The 19,778-nt window shown below is 34.6% G+C and carries 15 protein-coding genes; 2 read left to right on the forward strand and 13 right to left on the reverse strand.

Features of this window, described 5'->3' with window-relative positions; all coding sequences use genetic code 11:
• Positions 1 to 74: 74 nt before the first annotated feature.
• Complete coding sequence (locus tag CRO45_RS09155; RefSeq protein WP_097149355.1) at positions 75 to 959, reverse strand: LysR family transcriptional regulator; 885 nt, start codon at positions 957 to 959, stop codon at positions 75 to 77.
• 130 nt (positions 960 to 1,089) lie between these two features.
• Between CRO45_RS09155 and CRO45_RS09160 the strand changes: the two genes are divergently transcribed.
• Both CRO45_RS09160 and ggt read left to right on the forward strand, forming a co-directional pair.
• Positions 1,090 to 2,280, forward strand: a complete 1,191-nt coding sequence (locus CRO45_RS09160) for a coenzyme F420-0:L-glutamate ligase (RefSeq protein ID WP_097149356.1) — start codon at positions 1,090 to 1,092, stop codon at positions 2,278 to 2,280.
• 344 nt (positions 2,281 to 2,624) lie between these two features.
• The gene (gene ggt / locus CRO45_RS09165; protein WP_408057126.1) at positions 2,625 to 4,385 is read left to right on the forward strand and encodes a gamma-glutamyltransferase; all 1,761 of its coding nucleotides are present in this window, start codon (positions 2,625 to 2,627) and stop codon (positions 4,383 to 4,385) included.
• 190 nt (positions 4,386 to 4,575) lie between these two features.
• Here the strand turns inward: ggt and rlmH are convergent, their stop codons facing one another.
• The 12 genes from rlmH to dnaB form a co-directional block, all read right to left on the reverse strand.
• On the reverse strand, positions 4,576 to 5,055 hold the full coding sequence (rlmH, locus tag CRO45_RS09170) for a 23S rRNA (pseudouridine(1915)-N(3))-methyltransferase RlmH (protein WP_097149358.1): 480 nt from the start codon (positions 5,053 to 5,055) through the stop codon (positions 4,576 to 4,578).
• A 226-nt stretch (positions 5,056 to 5,281) separates the two neighbouring features.
• Positions 5,282 to 5,446, reverse strand: coding sequence for a CxxH/CxxC protein (locus CRO45_RS09175; RefSeq protein ID WP_097149359.1), 165 nt, complete (start codon positions 5,444 to 5,446; stop codon positions 5,282 to 5,284).
• Between the two features lie 203 nt (positions 5,447 to 5,649).
• On the reverse strand, positions 5,650 to 7,005 hold the full coding sequence (locus CRO45_RS09180) for a S1C family serine protease (RefSeq protein ID WP_097149360.1): 1,356 nt from the start codon (positions 7,003 to 7,005) through the stop codon (positions 5,650 to 5,652).
• 370 nt (positions 7,006 to 7,375) lie between these two features.
• Entirely contained in the window at positions 7,376 to 8,164 is a 789-nt protein-coding gene (locus CRO45_RS09185) for an MBL fold metallo-hydrolase (protein ID WP_097149361.1), read from the reverse strand.
• Positions 8,165 to 8,175: 11 nt separating this feature from the next.
• Complete coding sequence (locus tag CRO45_RS09190; RefSeq protein WP_097149362.1) at positions 8,176 to 8,991, reverse strand: two-component system regulatory protein YycI; 816 nt, start codon at positions 8,989 to 8,991, stop codon at positions 8,176 to 8,178.
• Positions 8,978 to 10,306, reverse strand: a complete 1,329-nt coding sequence (locus CRO45_RS09195) for a YycH family regulatory protein (protein WP_097149363.1) — start codon at positions 10,304 to 10,306, stop codon at positions 8,978 to 8,980. Before CRO45_RS09195 ends, CRO45_RS09190 begins: the two co-directional genes overlap by 14 nt.
• A complete protein-coding gene (gene walK / locus CRO45_RS09200) occupies positions 10,297 to 12,138 on the reverse strand; it encodes a cell wall metabolism sensor histidine kinase WalK (RefSeq protein ID WP_097149364.1) in 1,842 nt (613 codons plus the stop codon). Before walK ends, CRO45_RS09195 begins: the two co-directional genes overlap by 10 nt.
• 5 nt (positions 12,139 to 12,143) lie before the next feature.
• Positions 12,144 to 12,854, reverse strand: a complete 711-nt coding sequence (yycF, locus tag CRO45_RS09205) for a response regulator YycF (protein WP_097149365.1) — start codon at positions 12,852 to 12,854, stop codon at positions 12,144 to 12,146.
• Between the two features lie 458 nt (positions 12,855 to 13,312).
• Positions 13,313 to 14,788: a M23 family metallopeptidase gene (locus CRO45_RS09210; protein WP_097149366.1), complete on the reverse strand. Its 1,476-nt coding sequence runs from the start codon at positions 14,786 to 14,788 to the stop codon at positions 13,313 to 13,315.
• A 481-nt stretch (positions 14,789 to 15,269) separates the two neighbouring features.
• On the reverse strand, positions 15,270 to 16,112 hold the full coding sequence (locus CRO45_RS09215) for a glycerophosphodiester phosphodiesterase (RefSeq protein ID WP_097149367.1): 843 nt from the start codon (positions 16,110 to 16,112) through the stop codon (positions 15,270 to 15,272).
• Between the two features lie 805 nt (positions 16,113 to 16,917).
• Entirely contained in the window at positions 16,918 to 18,204 is a 1,287-nt protein-coding gene (locus CRO45_RS09220; protein WP_097149368.1) for an adenylosuccinate synthase, read from the reverse strand.
• A gap of 209 nt (positions 18,205 to 18,413) precedes the next feature.
• Positions 18,414 to 19,778, reverse strand: coding sequence for a replicative DNA helicase (dnaB, locus tag CRO45_RS09225; RefSeq protein ID WP_097149369.1), 1,365 nt, complete (start codon positions 19,776 to 19,778; stop codon positions 18,414 to 18,416).

Below are 19,778 nucleotides of genomic sequence, written 5' to 3' on the forward strand. Positions count from 1 at the left end.
TTATGGGGCTGTTCATTTTTGAATAGCCCCTTTTATTATCTAGTTGCCTAATTTTCTTAGCACATTTAATACCCTTAGACTTTATGTATCCTTTCAACAAACTTTCCAGCAGCACGGGATAACGGAACATTTTTTAAATAGCAAATTCCTATACTTCTTCTTGGAATCTCCTCTTCTAGCTTTATTTCGTGTAACTCTCCGCTTTCTAAATAAGCACTTGAAAACTCTTTTACGACACAAGAAATACCTAGATTTATCCGTGTAAATTCTAAAACTAAATCATGTGAGCCAAGTTCAAATGCAGGTGAAATTTGATAACCTCTCTTTTTGAAGAAATTCTCTACATACATTCGTGAGTTCGACTTTCTTTCTAAAAATATTAGTGGCATCTTCATTAAAAATTCTAAACTAACTCGCTTTTCCGCGATTTTTTTAAATTTTTCCCCACACACAAAAATATCTTGAACCTCCTTACAAGGGATGATTTGAATATTTTCGTCATCGATTGGTAAATTACATATCCCCACATCGGCCTTTCCGGATTTTATAAAATCACAAATTTCTGATGTAGTTCCATTTAATATATTTAATTTAATTCCCGGGTATCTTGCATGGAAATCCTCCAAATAAGGTAATAAAAAGTATCGAGAGATCGTATCTCCAACCGCGATACGTAACTGTCCAGTATTTAATTTATTGATCTCTAATATCTTTTCTTCTGCAACGTTAATCATTCCTAAAGCCGAATTAATATATTCATATAATAATTTCCCTTCATTTGTTAACACTATTCCCTTAGATGTTCGATAGAAAAGTTGAATTTTTAACTCATTCTCAAGCTTCATAATAGCCTGACTTACTGCAGATTGTGTCATATATAATTCCTGTGCTGCTTTGGAAAAGCTTTTATTTCTACTTACGACGTTAAATATTCTATATAAATCTAAGTTTCCAATCATATAAGTACTCCTTATACCACATATTATTTATATTAATTTTACTTATATCTTACTTGAAGGTAAACTTATAATAGATAATCATGAGTAAAAAATTCTACATAAGTTATACTCACTTAGAGGAGAGATTAAATTGACAAGAGCAGTTGGTACAGTAGTTCGTGGGCTTCGTGGTCCTATCATCAATAATGGTGATGATATCCAACAAATCGTAGTTGATACGGTATTAAATGCAGCAAAAATTGAAGAATTTTCTATTGAAGATAGAGATATTGTAACAATCACTGAATCTATTGTCGCTCGTGCACAAGGAAACTATGCAACAATTGATGATATAGCAACAGATGTAAAAGCTAAATTTGGTGACGATACTGTAGGTGTTATTTTCCCAATTCTTAGTCGTAACCGATTTGCTAACTGCTTACGTGGGATTGCTAGAGGTGCTAAAAAAATCGTTTTAATGTTAAGCTACCCATCTGATGAAGTAGGAAATCATTTAGTAGATATAGATGAGCTAGATGTTAAAGGTGTCAACCCGTGGACAGACGTATTAACTGAAACTCAATTCCGTGAACATTTCGGTTATAACAAACATACTTTCACTGGTGTTGATTACATCGACTACTATAAATCTCTAGTTGAAGCTGAAGGCGCAACATGTGAAGTGATCTTCTCAAATAATCCTAAAACGATTCTTGACTATACAAAGAGCGTTTTAACATGCGACATTCACTCACGTATTAGAACAAAACGTATTTTAACAAATAACGGTGCTGAAAAAGTTTATGGCCTTGATAATATTTTATCCCAATCAATTAATGGTAGTGGATTTAATGAAGATTACGGTCTACTTGGATCAAATAAAGCAACAGAAGACAGCGTAAAACTATTTCCAAACAACTGTCAACCAATCGTTGAAGGCATTCAAACAAAACTAAAAGAAGCAACAGGTAAAACTGTTGAAGTAATGGTTTATGGAGATGGAGCATTTAAAGATCCAGTCGGTAAGATTTGGGAACTTGCAGATCCTGTTGTCTCACCTGGTTATACGAAAGGGCTTGACGGTACTCCAAACGAAGTGAAATTGAAATATTTGGCAGATAACAACTTCTCTCATCTTCGTGGAGAAGAGTTAAAACAAGCTATCTCTGAATTTATTCAAAACAAAGAAGAAGACCTAGTAGGTGCAATGGAATCACAAGGTACTACACCTCGTCGACTTACGGACCTAATTGGATCATTATCCGATTTAACTTCTGGTAGTGGAGACAAAGGTACTCCAATGGTCTATATCCAAGGCTACTTCGATAACTATACGAAATAAGATTTTAGTAACCCACCTTTTTTGAGGTGGGTTTTTTCTGTTCGTTATTTGTGTCCAGCAATGCTTTTAATACAGAGTATGTTTACTATTAAACAAGATATTTAATTTTACGATTTCACTCTAGCTAGTCTCGATTCTCATGTAACCTTACATCTTCTATTACTTTTTGTAGAAATCTATTTAACCTATTACATCAAAACCAAACACTCTCCCAAATAAATACTTATTTCCACTTAAATGGAATCTTTTAAGAACTAAAAGAATATATATTTTAGTAGACATTCTAATGTCAAATTATGGGCGTAATAAATTCGTCTCATAAGTTAAAAAAGGAGGAGAGGAAAATTAAAAAGTTACTAAAGAACTTTACAGTTGTTCTCGTAGCCACATTTCTAGTTGTTGGACTTTTACCTGTAAAAGGATTTGCAGCAAATTACAACACTGATTACGACAATTATAATCTTGTGGCAACTGCAAATGGTGGAATGGTATCTACCTCCCATGGATTAGCTACACAGATTGGAGTAAATGTACTTGAAGAAGGTGGAAATGCTATTGATGCTGCCATCGCTATACAATTCGCCTTAAATGTGGTAGAGCCTATGATGTCCGGTATAGGTGGTGGTGGTTTCATGATGGTTTATGATGGTAAAACAAAGGACACAACCATCATTAATAGTCGTGAGCGTGCTCCAGCTGGCGCAACACCTGATATGTTTTTAGATGAGAATGGTGAACCAATTCCATTTGCTGAGCGTGTACAGCAAGGAACATCAGTTGGTGTGCCTGGTACACTACAAGGTTTAGATCTTGCTCATAATTTATGGGGCTCAAAATCAATGCAGGAGCTAATTAATCCTGCCATTACCCTTGCACAAGATGGCTTCCCTGTAGATGACTATCTAGCATCGCAGATTGCAAATAGCAAGGACAAACTGTTGCGTACTGCTGCAAAGGATGTATTTTTCCAAAATGGCAACCCCCTTCAAGAAGGTGAACTTCTTGTTCAAAAGGATTTAGCAAAAACATTAACATTAATTGGTGAAAAAGGCGCTGATGTCTTCTATTACGGAGAAATTGGAGAGGCTTTGGCTAAAACAGTACAAGAGTTTGGTGGCTCGATGACATCAGAAGATTTAGCTAACTATAATGCTACGATTGATGAGCCTATTTGGGGTAAATACCAAGGCTATGACATTGCGAGTATGCCTCCTCCAAGTTCAGGTGGTGTTTTCCTATTACAAATGCTAGGCATATTAGATAGTTTCGACCTTTCTCAATATGACATAAGCTCTTGGGAAAAATATCATCTACTAGCTGAAACAATGCATCTAGCATATGCCGATCGTGCAGCTTACGCGGGAGACCCAGAATTTGTGAAAGTACCTGTAAGCGGATTGCTAAACGAAGATTACCTTGCTGAAAGAAGTAAATTAATTGACCTAAACAAAGTGAATGAAAACCCAGTAGCTGGGGATCCATGGAAGTATGAGAATAGCACTGCAAACTATGAAGTTACTGATCAACCAGACGACAAAGAACCTGGACAAACAACACACTTTACCGTAGCAGACAAATACGGAAATGTTGTTTCTTATACAACAACGATTGAGCAAGTTTTTGGTTCAGGTATTATGGTACCTGGCTATGGATTAATGCTTAATAATGAATTAACGGATTTTGATGCAATTCCTGGTGGGGCTAACGAGGTACAACCAAATAAACGTCCATTAAGTAGTATGACCCCTACAATTGTATTTGACGAAGATAAGCCAGTCCTAACAGTAGGATCACCTGGTGGTCCAACAATCATCACATCTGTATTACAAACAATTATTAATTACATTGAGTACGACATGAGCCTAGAAGATGCAGTATTAGAGCCGCGCATCTATACAAATAATATAAATTCTTATCGTTATGAAGAGGGTATTTCAGCAGATGTAATTAAGAAACTAAATGAGATGGGTCATTCATTCGGTGATGCTCCTACATCCATTGGTAATGTTCAAAGTATCTCCATCGATCATGAGAAAGGTATTTTTAAAGGAGTAGCGGATGACAACAGAAATGGCTCTGCTATTGGAATTGAATTAGATAAATAATATCTTTGTTAGCGTTTCTTTCTTTTAACACAACCATTAGACACAAGGAACTTCATATTAAAAAGCAGGGAATCCATTTGGATTTCCTGCTTTTATTTGATGGGTCTTTCAAGTAATCTGGTAAGTTAATTACCCTTAGTTTAAACAAGCCGTTCAGCCTTATAGCTGAATGGCTTGTTTTAATCCACACTTATTTATGATACGGTTCCCCTTTAATAATCCTGAAGCTCCGATAAATCTGCTCTACCAATACTAGTTTCATAAGCTGATGAGGAAGGGTCATTTTTCCGAAGCTGAGCTTTTCATCCGCACGTTTCATAACATCTTCATGTAAGCCAAGTGACCCACCAATAACAAAGGCAATTTTACTTTTACCATACGTCATTAATGATTCGATATCAGCAGCCATCTCTTCAGACGTTTTCATTTTCCCTTCAATTGCAAGAGCTATGACATGCACACCATCACTGATTTTTGATAGGATTCTTTCGCCTTCTTTTTTCTTTACAATTTCCATTTCCGCTTCGCTTAACTGCTCAGGTGCTTTTTCGTCTGGTACCTCAACTAATTCTACTTTCGCATAGCCTCCAAGACGCTTTACGTATTCATCGATGCCCATTTTTAAATATTTCTCTTTTAACTTTCCAACTGAAATAATTGTGATATTCACACTTTATCCACCTTTTTTGTTCTTCTAAACTTAGCCACACTATCATAATAAAAAGGGTCCAATTTATCAAAACACTTGGACCCAGAGTACTACTGTATTCTTATTGAGTTTAAAAATTGCAAATTTAGCAGTACACAGTTTATTAACATTTACAATTTATTTACAAACATTTTATCCACAAAGTTATCCACACTATACACAACTCGTTTCTATATATTGTGTAAAGTTATTTTCTTGATACAAGATATATCGCTAGTTCTTCACAATATGAACATTTTGGGGATAAGTTTTCTTCATTATTCACTTTATCCATTATAGGAAACTCTCCTGTTTCCGCAACAAACATGTCTAAAGCCTGATTAATGTGGTTTTCGCAGCTATACTTCTCCATGTTGAAAAACCTCCTTCCACATATAGGATTTCCACAGAGTTATTCACATTCGCATCAAATTATCCACAAACTATTGTAACAGACAAAAAACGAGTAGGAAAGAGAAGGCTTTTCTTTCACTACCCGTTGTGTAAAAAATTATTCACATGTTTATAAGTTATTCACAAGTTGTTACCATATTGTTGATATCCCACAGACATTACTTATACACTTGTACCTTCAGTTAGTTTTAATTCTAACTCTACTATTTTCCCTTGACGATACACCTTTAACATTAATGTATCACCAATATCAGTTTCGTTATATAAGTGTTGTCTTAAATCGATAGAGTTCTCAATTTTTTCTCCATCCATTTCAACAATAACATCATATTGTTGAACTCCTGCTTTATCTGCAGGTGAGCCTTTAACAACTTCAGAAACAACAACACCTGTAGTCACTTCTTCTGGTAGTTTTAATGTTTGTTGTTGATAAAAGGCTGGTACTTCTGTTAAATCTAAAAGTCCAATACCCATTGTTGGTCTTCTAACTTCACCATTTACCTCAAGCTCTTGGATAATAGGGATTACTGAGTTAATTGGAATAGCAAAACCTAATCCTTCAACTGTAGATTCGGCAATTTTCATAGAGTTAATACCAATTAAATCACCGGCAATATTAATCAATGCTCCTCCACTATTCCCTGGATTGATCGCTGCATCTGTTTGTAAAACTTCTGTCTCCCAATCTTGCACACCATCTGCATTTAAATCCACAGGTACCGCGCGATCTTTACCAGAAACTACTCCTGTTGTTACAGAACCATAGAAATCTAATCCAAGTGGATTTCCAATCGCAATGACTGTTTCACCCTGTTTTAATACATCAGAGTCACCAAACTCAGCAACTGTATCGACATTTTCGCTACTAATTGATACAACCGCTAAGTCTGTCCAAATGTCGCTACCAACAAGTGTTGCCTCTTCTTTCATACCATCAGCCAATGTGACTTCCAATTGTTTTGCTTTTTCTACAACGTGATAGTTTGTAATGATAAAAGCCTTATCTCCATCCACTTTATAGATAACTCCTGAACCACTTCCCGCTTCTCGTTCCATAGAGCGTTGATTCCAGAAGTCTGTAATTTCTTGAATATTAGTAATTCCAACGACTGCATCCGAAACCTTTTCAACAGCAGATGTAATATCCGTTGTTACTTCAGTTGCTGTTTGTTCAATAGGCGTGATTGGTTCGTTATTAGCATTCGACGATCCATTAGGTAGTTGGCCAACCATGGAAGGTAGTAATAACCACATTATTAATGCGCCAACGATAACCCCTGCTAATCCACTGATAAAATATCCACCCTTTTTTGTTCCTTTTCTATTCTCTCTTCTTTTACTTTCTTCTTCTTCCCTTCTTAACCGTTCTTGTAAGGGAGATAATTCTGGACTTGAAGAATATTGTATGTTACTGCTATAGGAGTTCGTCGAATTAAATGAATTATTTTGATTGAATTGATCATTTGAGAAATCTCGTTCATTATTGTTTTTATTTTCATTTTCGTTGTTATAACTCATATCCATTCATCCTTTCCTTTCTTCTGTCATTATGATACAAATTGAACATTAAAATTACATGAAAATAAAATAAAACTTAGAAAAACACACCTCGACCCAAATTTAATGAACAAAGCCTAAGAGCGCCACGTCCTGTGGCAACGGCTTTGCATCTGTCGCTTCTCTTTCGATGCAGTAAAAGAGCTGTGACCAACATCGTGTTGGCCTGAGGTGATGTCTTTTCTTATGCGGATTACCTTAGAACTTATATTAACTTATCCGCCAAAATAAAAAGAACTTTGCAGACCACAAAGTTCTTACTAGCTTATTAATTTAATTATCTATATATCATTACCTTTAATGGCTGTATTCAGAACCCTAGGTAATACAACTATACAGTTACTAACAATGTAGGTTCCTCAGCATCAGTATCGTGTAAATGTACGTATTCCCCTGTGATAATGCCACATGATTGTAGTGTTTGCGTAACACTCATTCGAGCTAAATCTTTCATATTATTATCTCTACTTAAATGCGATAGATATATTTGTGTCGGCTTTTCAAATACAACTTCACTCATCGCTATCGCTGCATCTTCGTTGGAAACATGTCCAACATCGCTTAAGATTCGACGTTTAATAGACCAAGGATAACGGCCCATTTGAAGCATTCCTATATCATGGTTACTTTCAAACACAAATGAATCAGCACCACGAATAATACCTTTCATTCGATCACTGACATAACCTGTATCAGTAATAACCACTAATTTACGGTCATTTTCATGAAATACATAAAACATTGGATCAATCGCATCGTGTGAAACTGCAAATGATTCAATACTTAACGAACCAAATGATTGCACAGATTCCATATTAAATATGAATTTTTGATCGTCAGGAATTTTGCCAATATGATCTTCCATTGCTAGCCATGTTTTTTCATTTGCATAAATAGGAACTTGATATTTACGGGCAACTACGCCGAGCCCCTTAATGTGATCACTATGCTCATGAGTAACTAGGATTCCAGACAATTTTTTCATATCTCGATCAATTTTAGCAAATAGTTGCTCCATTTTTTTGCCGCTTAAGCCTACATCTACTAGAAATGCATGTTCATCATTTTCTACATAGATTGCATTTCCAGAACTGCCACTTGCTAAAACACTAAAACGCATACTATTACTCCCTATTCTTCATCATCTTCTACTTTTGTTTGATCTAATTGTAGTTCAATTACTTTTCCTTCAACGGCATTGACGAAATACTCCTCTTCCTTGTCATTTTTTGTTTTTACGCGGATTTCCCAAGTTGGTACTAAAACTTGAGTTTGAGTATATTGTACAAGTGTTGAATATCCTAGCTTTACTTGTGTAATGGATGAATCTTGTTTTAACAAGTTTTTAGAATAAAGTAATTGGATTACCTGAATTGGTGACCATAATTCCTCTAGCTCTTCATTCTCTACTAAATCAATAAATAAGGTTTGTTCATATTTAAATATCTCATTGCCAGTATTCAAATAGAGTTTGACCATACCATGATTATTGTAATAAATCGTTCGATTATTGGTCCGTTGAAAAAATGTAACTGTTTGATTTACCTCATCTACATCCCATAACATATAAGAAGGACTATCGATAATATTTGTTTGTAAAAATTCAACATAGTTTGAAGGATTATTAATATCTTCTATTGCTATAGGATCCTTTAAATTTACAATAATTTTTGTATCATTTTCAATCGTTACTTCATTATTATTAAGAATTTGCAAATCTTCTTCTGTAAAGTGCTTTACACTACCATACAAATAAGGTGCTGTTTCTATATTTGGTAATTCTGCATAAGTAATATTATCATCTTTTAATCTTGCTTCAATTGTTTTTTCACCTAATACCTCTACTTTTTGCGCTTCAGTATATCGGTTTAAGTAAAGTGAATATAGGAATATGTCCAATATAAGGAAGACTATGATGAATATTGACTTTGATTTACTCCAATCCATATTCATCCCCTCCTAATATTTCCGATGTTAAACCAATCCAGTTTTCGTTAATGATTGCAAACCATCTTGGTTCAAGGGTATATCCACTTTCATTTAGTTGAGAGAAGTAATAGCCTATATATAACTCATCAATACTTTCCAACTTTAAATTTTTAGATCGCTTTATTTTTTCGATCATTTCAAGCCCTGAAGGAAGTATAACGATATTTTTCTCTGAAGGAATATTCGTATCTAAAAAGTAATACGGTCTTCGGTATCGGAATATTTGGTCATCCCCCCATGTAGTGGAGATTTTAGTAGAAGTAATACTACTAAAAACCGGGAGACCTTGTAAGTAAAGCTGGTACTCAGCAATATGTCTTGTATTATTCATACTTTTAAATCGATAGTTTCCTGTAAATCCACCATGGTCATTAATAAACTCAAAGCTATCTAGAAGTAGTTTAGTGTTAGGTATTTCACCAACACTTTCAGAAGATGGATTCACATAGTTTAAAACTTTGCTATTCGTATCAATCGTCATGAAGGCCATACCATCTAGATACTTTTCAGTCGAAGTACTGTCTATGCTTCTTTGGACAATACTAGGTTCAATAAACAATATATCTTTAAAGGTATTAGGTGAAACTTCACCAATTGTATAAGTTAAGTTTTTTATTTCAGTAGGATCTTCCGGTACATACAAGGATAGCGAATTTCCACGTCCAATTTCATGATACACTCCTAAACTTGTTGCTGGATTAATAAATGTATCAAGGAAATGATTAGAATCTACCGATATAGTTGTACTATAATGAGTTCCATTTTTGCTATTAACAAAATCAATTGTAAGTTTGTTTTCTAATTGTAACGAGCTCCAATCAATAATTAGGCGGTTAAAAGTAGCTTCAGGAAGTTCATGCTGTGTATGGAACAGAACTGAATTCATAATCCTAATCGGAATCTCGGCATCATAAAAAAGAGTAATTCGTTGATCTTCATTCGTTAAGCTATTCACTTTTTGCTCAGTTAAATTCCCTTGTATAAATCTTACTTCAGATAATTTCCAACCCGTTAGATTTGATAAAACTTGTTCAATTCTTAAAGAATTTATAGTACCTCGGAACTCTCCATTATCTTTATATAGAATTCGAAATGGTTTGATGACATCGGACATGGCCTTTTCTGATCCAATACTTATCTGATTAACACTCGTTTCATCGATTGTTTGTAAATTCGGAGTGTAATTCCAAATTGAAAAAGTTAAAACTAGGCTTAATAGGACTAAGAATGTTAAAACAATTGATTTTACTAGTTCAACAAGTTTCAATCCCATTCACCCGCCTCATCTAATTCATACGGCAATGTGAAGAAAATAGTAGTACCAACACCTTCCTCACTTTCTGCCCAAATGTTTCCTCCGTGAGCTTCGATCATTTCTTTCGCAATTGCTAATCCTAATCCTGTTCCACCCATTGACCGAGCTCTTGCACGATCAACTCGATAGAATCGGTCGAAAATTCTTCCCACATTTTCTTTAGGTATACCCATTCCATCATCTGAGATCATTACTTTTAATAGGTTTTCTTGTACAGTAACACCAAATCGAATATTTCCACCATCTGGGGAATACTTCATGGCATTCGAAATAATGTTGTCAATTACTTGCGTTAATTTATCTGTATCTATTTCTACAAAATAGGATTCTTCAGGTAAGTACCTCTTAAATTCTACCTTTTGTGATTTAGACATTTCAAAACGGTCAATTATACGATTAAAGAATTTATTAAATTCAACAAATTCCTTGTTTAATGTGTATTCTCGGCTATCCATTTTCGATAATTGCAATAAATCATTTACAAGTCTGATCATTCGTTCTGTTTCTGTTTGAGTAACATTTAAGAATGTAGGTGCAATTTGTTCATCTTTCCAAGCACCATCAGCTAAAGCTTCTAAATAACTTCGCATAGTAGTAAGTGGCGTACGTAATTCGTGAGAAACATTTGATACAAACTCACGTCTTTCCATTTCGATCTTTTCTTGCTCTGTTATATCATGTAATACGGTAATCAGTCCGTTTACAAACCCTGTTTCTTTTTGAATTACAGAGAAGTTTGCACGTAAAATTAGACGATGCTCAAACGTACTGATATCTAAATTGACTGATTCCTTTGTATTTATTAGATCTTCAAAGCTATATTCTTTTTCTAAACCAAGGACTGAAGCGATTGGGCGATTCAATGTTGTATCCCTGGAGATTTTTAAAAAACTTAAAGCAGGATCATTAATTAAAATGACTCTTCCTTTTCTATCGGTAGCGATTACCCCATCCGTCATATTCGTTAGTACAGAAGCAAGTTTTCTTCTTTCAGCTTCCGTAGTAGATTGAGCTTCTTGAAGACGGTTTGTTAAATGGTTAAATGCAATAGCTAATTGGCCAATTTCATCATCACCATATACTCGAACTTTTCTTGAAAAGTTCCCTCTAGACATTGCTTGAGCTTGTTTTCTCATATCTGAAATTGGTCCAGTTATTGTTCTAGCAATTAGAATTCCTAGAATGATTGTTATGACTAAAGAAATTGCTGTCCCAACTGCAAAAATACGGTTAATATCATTTACTTGGTCAAAGACATTTTCTATATTTGACTCAATATAAATTGTTCCAATAATTTTACCATTTGGCCCAACCGAATCAAATATTGGTGTAGCTAATATCCATACTCGCTTTTTTGTTTCTGCATCGAGTGCAATTTTATCAATTTCAGTCTTTGCCGCTATGGATTGGTTAACAATTTCATGATTTCCCCGTTGCCCTACAATTGACTGGTTGCTAATATCAGAAGTTGCTAAAACTTTATTCCGATCATCGATGACACGGATCTCATTAATATCCCCTGTTGCAAATTCACGGATAATAGGATATAGACTTTGCTGAATTGTAGGAGAAACTTCAGGATCCCTATCCTTTTTTAACATTTCTTTGCGAATACTATATTGAACAAGATCGATTCGTTGAATAATAGAGTCACGAAAATTATCTTTTAAGTTTTCCTCCAATTTTTGCGAAAAATAAAGACCAATGATTTGTAAAGCGATAATAATTAAAAGTACATATATTAGTACGAGCTTTACATGAATTGATTTAAAGAAGCTTACTTTTTGCATTTATATTACTCCTGCTCAGGATTTCGCAAATAATAACCTACACCTCGACGCGTAACAATCCAGTTTGGATGACTTGGATTATCCTCAATTTTTTCACGTAATCTGCGGACAGTAACGTCTACAGTTCGAACATCACCAAAATAATCATAGCCCCATACTGTTTGTAGTAAATGTTCACGCGTCATTACTTGTCCGATATGTTTTGCTAAATAGTGAATCAGTTCAAATTCACGATGAGTAAGTTCAATTGCTTCCCCACGTTTTAATACTAAATATGCATCCGGTTGAATGACTAATGAGCCTACTTCAATTTCATTTGACTCTTCTTTTACATCTTGTGCTGTTGTGTTTACTTGAAGACGGCGCATATTCGCTTTCACACGTGCAATTAATTCACGAGTACTAAATGGCTTAGTAACATAATCATCTGCGCCCATTTCAAGACCTAAAACCTTATCTATCTCTGATCCCTTAGCCGTCAGCATAATAATAGGAAAGTTATACTTTTTACGAATTTCACGACATACTTCCATTCCATCCCTTTTAGGAAGCATTATATCTAATAACATTAAATCTGGTTGAGACTCTTCTACTTTCTGTAACGCCTCATCGCCATCATAAGCACATATTACCTGATAACCTTCTTTAATAAGATTAAACTGTAATATATCTGCAATCGGCTTTTCATCATCTACAACTAAAATTGTTTTCGTCATATTCATTCTCCTTTGTATTCTTTTTATCTATATATTCAAATTCCTTATTTTTCATTAAAACATTAATAAATTAGCCTTAGTTAAATTGTGGACTTGTGATCTTCTACCTGCCCAATCAAACTATAGCATTTTTAATAAACTAAATTTTACATTCTATTGCAATGAGTTAGCAAATATAGAAATGTACGATGCATGAAGTTAAAAAACTTCTCATATTATTATATCAGACAATATATAATTATTTTCTGGGAAATAATCCATCTAAATAGTAAGTTTATACTTTAACCATATCTTATCATCAGCAAAATACATTTGGGAAATATTATCCCTAACGCAATGAAATATGTCACAATAACATTTCACGAAACGAAATAACTCATGTGATTTCAATAATATTGACCCTTATATAAATAAAAGACAGTTCTAATAATACGAACTGTCCATGAACTTCAAAGTTATTAAAAATATGATAGTGGGTTAACAATTGATCCGTTTTTATGAACTTCAAAATGTAAGTGAGTACCTGTTGAGTTACCAGTTGAACCCATAATTCCAATAACAGAACCTTTAGGTACAATTTGCCCTACTTTTACATCAATTCTTGATAGATGTGCATATAAAGTTTTATAGCCATTATTATGGTTAATGATAATACGATATCCGTATGAACCGTCCCAACCTGCAGCAGTAACAACACCATTATCAGATGCTTTTATGTTGTAGTTTGAAGGTCCAGCTATATCAATTCCTCTATGATATGCACCCCAGCGAGAGCCCATATTACTAGAAACGTAGCCTCCAGCAGCTGGCCAAGAAAAATCACCTGTTCCACGAGATGACATTACCTTCGTTCCGACTTTAACAATGTTATTAACAGGTTCTTTAATAATGACTTCATTTGTCACTGTTTTTTCTGTTACTTTACCGTTTACTTCAGTAATTAAATAGGCAGATTGTTTTTCACCTGGAACACCTTCCTGTTTAACTACTTTTTCACCTTTATACATTGTCTTGTCTTCTTCAATGATTTTCTCATAGTCTATTTTTTCATTTAGTAATTTTTCTTGAACAACTTGAACATTAACTAATGGTTTTTCAACCGTCACATTAATTTGTTGACCGATTTGTAAAAGTGAATCTTCCGTCAAACCGGGATTTAACGCTAACAATTCAGCAGTTTTTAAATTATGCTTCACCGCAATGCCACCAAGAACATCTCCTGCTTGAACAGAATATAATTCTTTTTCTAATGTACCAGTTTGTAAAAATTGAACAGCTTTTTCAGGTGTTAATATTTTGCTTGGTACTACTTCTGCTTCAGTTCCTGAAACTGCTTCCATTTTAATATCTAGTACTCTAGTTTGGCCAACTTGTAAAGCTGGTAATTGTTCACCTGATTGTTTGTTAGCTTCTAACTGTTTCAGTTGTTCTTCTGTAACAAATTGAAGTTTAAGTAACTGGATTGTTTTTTCATAATCCTCTTTATCTTTTAAATAAACAACAGGTTTACCATCAACACTTAAAGCATACGCTTCAGCTTTTGCTACTAAATGTTCTTTTACAGCTGATATTACTTCTTCATCGTTCGTCTTATATGAAAATACTTGCTCTGGAATGATAGAAATACTAGATTTTGCATCCACAGAGAATTCAGTATATTTTGATTTCGCTTCTTTTTCTTTTTCCTCGATAATCTCTTCAACAGTATCAGCATTTGAAACTGCTCCAACATAATTATCTGCTAAGTAAATATGATATACCTTATCTAGTGAGCCATGATCTTCTGAACCTTTAGCAAAAGCTAAATTGAATGTCACACTTGATAATAGAATTGCACTTATAGTTGCGGTTTTTATTAAACCCTTATGATTTTGTAAAAGACTAGTTGTTTGTTGCTTTGCAAAGTCTCTTTTTTTGTTCCACTTCGAACTCATAATAAAGCCCCTTCCAAAGTCCGCTAAATATAAAAATGGTTATATCTACCATGTATATTTTCTCACTTCTAAACTGTACCATAATCCCAAAAAGAGTTGTATAGTTTGAGCCTTTTGTAACGTAAATGTATTATTTGCTTATTTTTTGTTACAAAATTAAAGGATTATACTAGTTTGAAATCTTATATTAGAAACTATTATTTTTCTATACTTCACATTCTATTGTTAATAAGTAGACTATAAGAGTGTTGTTTAGGATTATTTAATAGAAGGGGTAATATTGTTGGCAAATAATTTAGTGAGGAGTCGTATTTGATGGTATGCTAGACTGCTTTTAAATCTCAAGATAAGGAAAATCCTACTAGATGAACAAAAAGACAAAATTAAAAAGTGCAAGACCTTGTACACTATCGTATACTAGTCTGCACTTCTATACATAAATAGATATTTTGATCAAAGACAGATCCATTTTATTCCCTCTCTACTTTTGTACAATTAAATTTACATAGTCAGGATAGTCAGTAATTATTCCGTCCACTCCAAGACTATAAAGCCTTCCTGCTTCGGATTGATCTCTAACCGTGTAGGCATACATTGTCATATTTGTAAGATGTACTAGTTCCACTAGCTCCGCAGTAACTATATTAAAACTAGGATTAAAATAGTCTGCATAAGTAGCGAATTCTTCTAGTTGCTGGCTCGAAATCCTTCTCCAATCTTTCCCAACTAACACTCCGTGAGGTATTTCAGGTAGTAATTCTTTAGACCTTTTTATGGATTCATGATTAAAAGACTGAATAATGATTTCGATACTGTCTGGTTTCACCAATTTATGTTCCTTTAACACATTAGCAACTTGTTCTTCAATCCCTGGATAAAGCTCGGGATACTTTAACTCTATTAATATATTTATTTTGCCACCGAATTCACCCAAAAACTCATTAAGTGTAGGAATTGTTTCACCTGTAAATTCTTCCCCAAACCAACTTCCAGCATCTAATAATTTTAACTCTTTTAATGTATAGTCGGAAACTTTCCCTTTCCCATTTGTTGTCCGATTCAAAGTGCGATCATGTATAATGATTGGAATACTGTCTTTAGACATTTGAACATCAATTTCAATATAATCGGCTCCCATCTCGACCCCTTTTGTAAAGGCGGGCATCGTATTTTCAGGTGCATAAGCTGAAGCTCCGCGATGGGCGATACTCGTTAAATACCCATTCCTTTCTTTTGGTACATATTCTTCAGCATAAGATAAAACCGATGCGGATATAGGGATAAATAAGGCTGCTAAAATGATGATTGTTATTGCTCGTCTCAAATAGATACACTCCTTTAAATACTCATTCTATTTATCTATGAATATGAAAGATTTAGGATAAATGAATCGGCACTTTGTTAAATAAATACATAAAATTTTCGCCTCAAAGTAGTTAGCTCTTATTGGTAGGCATTACTTTAGATCGAAGTGTATCTTATATGTATGCTCTAGGGGTCTTATATATTTAGAATATTCAGTAAATATATTTTACCAAATTTAATGTTAACCTGTATAGCACTAGTCATAAATAATCTTTCAATATACTAATTTTTTGTTTTGTTAATTCGAAGCATTTGAGATGGATAGGAAAAAAAACTACTAATGGAAAATTCCATTAGTAGTTAGTTTCTATTATTCCCAAATCTCTTTTACTACATTTGTTTGTTGCTGTCGCTTCTCTTTCGCACAGAACTAACGTGGTTAAAATAAAAACTCCTTAAGAAAGTCTTCCTAAGGAGTTAAAGTTGCTTATTTCCAAATTTCTCTTACCACGTTAGTTTGCACCTGTCGCAAGCTTTCGGTGCAGAACGAATAAGGTGTAGACTGCTTATAAAAATTTAAGTATAAACAGTTAATTTTTAATCCCATATAGGACTTACCACATTGGTTTGTTGCTGTCGCTTCTCTTTCGCACAGAACTAACGTGGTTAAAATAAAAACTCCTTAAGAAAGTCTTCCTAAGGAGTTAAAGTTGCTTATATCCAAATTTCTCTTACCACGTTAGTTTGCACCTGTCGCAAGCTTTCGGTGCAGAACGAATAAGGTGTAGACTGCTTATAAATATTTAAGTATAAACAGTTAATTTTTAATCCCAAATAGGACTTACCACGTTGGTTTGCTCACGAGCAGGTCCTACTGAGAAGGTCATTAAGTTAATACCTGTTAGTTCAACGATGCGTTCAACATATTTTTGTGCATTTTCTGGTAGTTCTTCTAAAGTACGAACGCTTGTTATATCTTCTGACCAACCAGGTAGTTCTTCATACACTGGTTTACATGCCTCAAGTACATGTAAGCTAGCCGGATATTCAGTAATAATTTCTCCATTATATTCATAGGCAGTACAGATTTTAACTGTATCTAAGCCTGATAATACGTCTATAGAGTTTAGTGCTAAATCTGTGATACCACTCACACGGCGAGAATGGCGAACTACAACTGAGTCAAACCATCCAACACGGCGAGGACGTCCAGTAGTTGTACCATATTCACGACCTACTTCACGAATGTGATGACCCATTTCATCAAATAACTCTGTTGGGAATGGTCCATCTCCAACGCGAGATGTATATGCTTTACAAACCCCAACAACACGAGAAACGTGAGAAGGTCCAATACCCGTACCAGTTGTTACACCACCTGCAACTGGATTTGAAGAAGTAACGAATGGATAAGTTCCATGGTCAACATCTAACATTACGCCTTGCGCACCTTCGAATAGAACGCGTCCACCATCATCTAATACGTCATTTAAAACTTTTGAAGTATCAGTCACGTATTTTGCTAGCTCTTGTCCGTAACCATAGTATTCTTCGAAGATATCTTCAAATTTTAATCCTTCCACTTCATAATACTTTTCAAAAAGACGGTTTTTCTTTTCTAAGTTCTCACGAAGTTTTTGTTCAAATACTTCACGCTCTAAAAGATCAGCTATTCGAATACCGATACGCGCAATTTTATCTTGATAACATGGACCAATACCTTTAATGGTTGTACCAATTTTTTGGTCACCACGAGATTCTTCATCTACTTTATCTTGATAGATATGATATGGAAGTATAACTTGCGCTCGATTTGAGATTCGTAAATTGGATGTATCAATGCCACGGTCTTGTAAACCTTTTAATTCATTCATAAGGGATTTAGGATTAATGACCATTCCGTTACCCATTACGGACGTTTTTTCTTTATAAAAAATACCCGACGGAATTAAGTGCAGTTTATAAGTTTCTCCGCCTATTTTAATCGTATGGCCAGCGTTATCTCCACCTGAGAAACGTGCAATTACGTCTGCTTTTTTAGATAGGAAGTCTGTTATTTTTCCTTTACCCTCGTCTCCCCATTGTGTTCCAACAACTACTACAGATGTCATATGAGCACCTCCGTAGACGCAAATTTGCGCCCTTTATATATACCTAATATCAAATATCATAATTCGTTTTATTCAACCCATTTATTAACTTTTATCAAACACAAACATTGTAACAATGATTACTATCGTAGTCAATGAAGAACGTAAAAAAACACGAACATACTAATATACTAAATTAGAAATGTTCGTGTTTCTATTAACTTTGTTTATTATTCTCTCATAGGCTCGCCACCAGGATGTTGCGACCAATCAATATTAATAAATTTATTAAACTCTTTTTTAAATGCAAGGGTAACAGTACCTGTTGGACCGTTACGTTGCTTAGCAATGATGATTTCAATCATATTTTTGTTTTCACTTTCTTTATCATAGTAGTCATCACGATAAAGGAAGGCAACGATATCCGCATCTTGCTCAATACTTCCCGATTCACGAATATCACTCATCATTGGACGTTTATCTTGCCTTTGTTCAACACCACGTGATAACTGAGATAAAGCAATAACAGGTACTTTCAATTCACGGGCTAATGCTTTTAGTGATCGTGAAATTTCGGATACCTCTTGTTGACGGTTTTCTCCTGGTTTTCCACTTCCTTGGATTAACTGTAGGTAGTCAATTAATATCATCCCAAGGCCGTGCTCTTGTGCGAGACGTCGACATTTTGCTCTTAATTCACTAACTCGTACCCCTGGCGTATCATCGATAAAAATCCCTGAATTCGATAAGCTACCCATAGCCATTGTTAACTTACCCCAGTCTTCTGTGCTTAAAGCACCTGTACGTAAAGCTTGGGCATCAATATTTCCTTCCGCGCAGAGTAAACGCATAACTAACTGTTCGGCTCCCATTTCAAGTGAGAAAATAGCTACATTTTCACCGGCTCTTATAGCAACATTTTGCGCAATGTTAAGGGCAAATGCCGTTTTCCCTACGGATGGTCGGGCAGCAACAATAATTAAATCGTTACGTTGGAACCCAGCAGTCATTTTATCTAAATCTTTAAACCCTGTAGGAATTCCTGTAACATCACCTTTTCTATTTTGAAGCTGTTCAATATTATCGTACGTATTTACGAGTACATCTTTAATATGTTTGAAGTCTCCCGCGTTTTTACGAGAAGCAACTTCCATGACCTTTTTTTCAGCTTCAGAAAGCAGTGCTTCTACTTCATCTTCTCTCGTGTAGCCATCTTCAACAATACTTGTAGCAACACGGATTAGACGACGTAGAATGGACTTTTCTTCTACGATTTTTGCATAATGACCAACGTTTGCAGCTGTTGGTACAGCATTTGCAAGTTCTGCTAAATAGGAAAGTCCACCAACATCTTCAAGCTCTTTTTTACTAGATAATTCTTCTGTTAACGTAACTAAATCAATTGGTTTTCCTTGATCGCTTAAATCAAGCATCGTTTGGAAAATCATTTGATGACTAATCCGATAAAAATCTTGCGGAATTAATATCTCAGAGGCAGTAATTAATGCAGTTGGATCTAAAAAGATTGCACCTAATACAGACTGCTCTGCTTCATGATTGTGAGGCGGAATCCGATCCATCATGGTATCAGTCAT

This window comes from Ureibacillus acetophenoni, from assembly GCF_900220965.1.
In the GTDB taxonomy this organism is placed as follows: domain Bacteria; phylum Bacillota; class Bacilli; order Bacillales_A; family Planococcaceae; genus Ureibacillus; species Ureibacillus acetophenoni.

Coding starts and splice junctions, on each gene's coding strand:
- yycF (WP_097149365.1), bottom strand. CDS start 12,854: ATGACGAAAACAATTTTAGTTGTAGATGATGAAAAGCCGATTGCAGAT.
- walK (WP_097149364.1), bottom strand. CDS start 12,138: ATGCAAAAAGTAAGCTTCTTTAAATCAATTCATGTAAAGCTCGTACTA.
- CRO45_RS09190 (WP_097149362.1), bottom strand. CDS start 8,991: ATGGATTGGAGTAAATCAAAGTCAATATTCATCATAGTCTTCCTTATA.
- CRO45_RS09195 (WP_097149363.1), bottom strand. CDS start 10,306: ATGGGATTGAAACTTGTTGAACTAGTAAAATCAATTGTTTTAACATTC.
- CRO45_RS09175 (WP_097149359.1), bottom strand. CDS start 5,446: ATGGAGAAGTATAGCTGCGAAAACCACATTAATCAGGCTTTAGACATG.
- CRO45_RS09210 (WP_097149366.1), bottom strand. CDS start 14,788: ATGAGTTCGAAGTGGAACAAAAAAAGAGACTTTGCAAAGCAACAAACA.
- CRO45_RS09155 (WP_097149355.1), bottom strand. CDS start 959: ATGATTGGAAACTTAGATTTATATAGAATATTTAACGTCGTAAGTAGA.
- CRO45_RS09185 (WP_097149361.1), bottom strand. CDS start 8,164: ATGCGTTTTAGTGTTTTAGCAAGTGGCAGTTCTGGAAATGCAATCTAT.
- CRO45_RS09180 (WP_097149360.1), bottom strand. CDS start 7,005: ATGAGTTATAACAACGAAAATGAAAATAAAAACAATAATGAACGAGAT.
- CRO45_RS09220 (WP_097149368.1), bottom strand. CDS start 18,204: ATGACATCTGTAGTAGTTGTTGGAACACAATGGGGAGACGAGGGTAAA.
- dnaB (WP_097149369.1), bottom strand. CDS start 19,778: ATGACTGATACCATGATGGATCGGATTCCGCCTCACAATCATGAAGCA.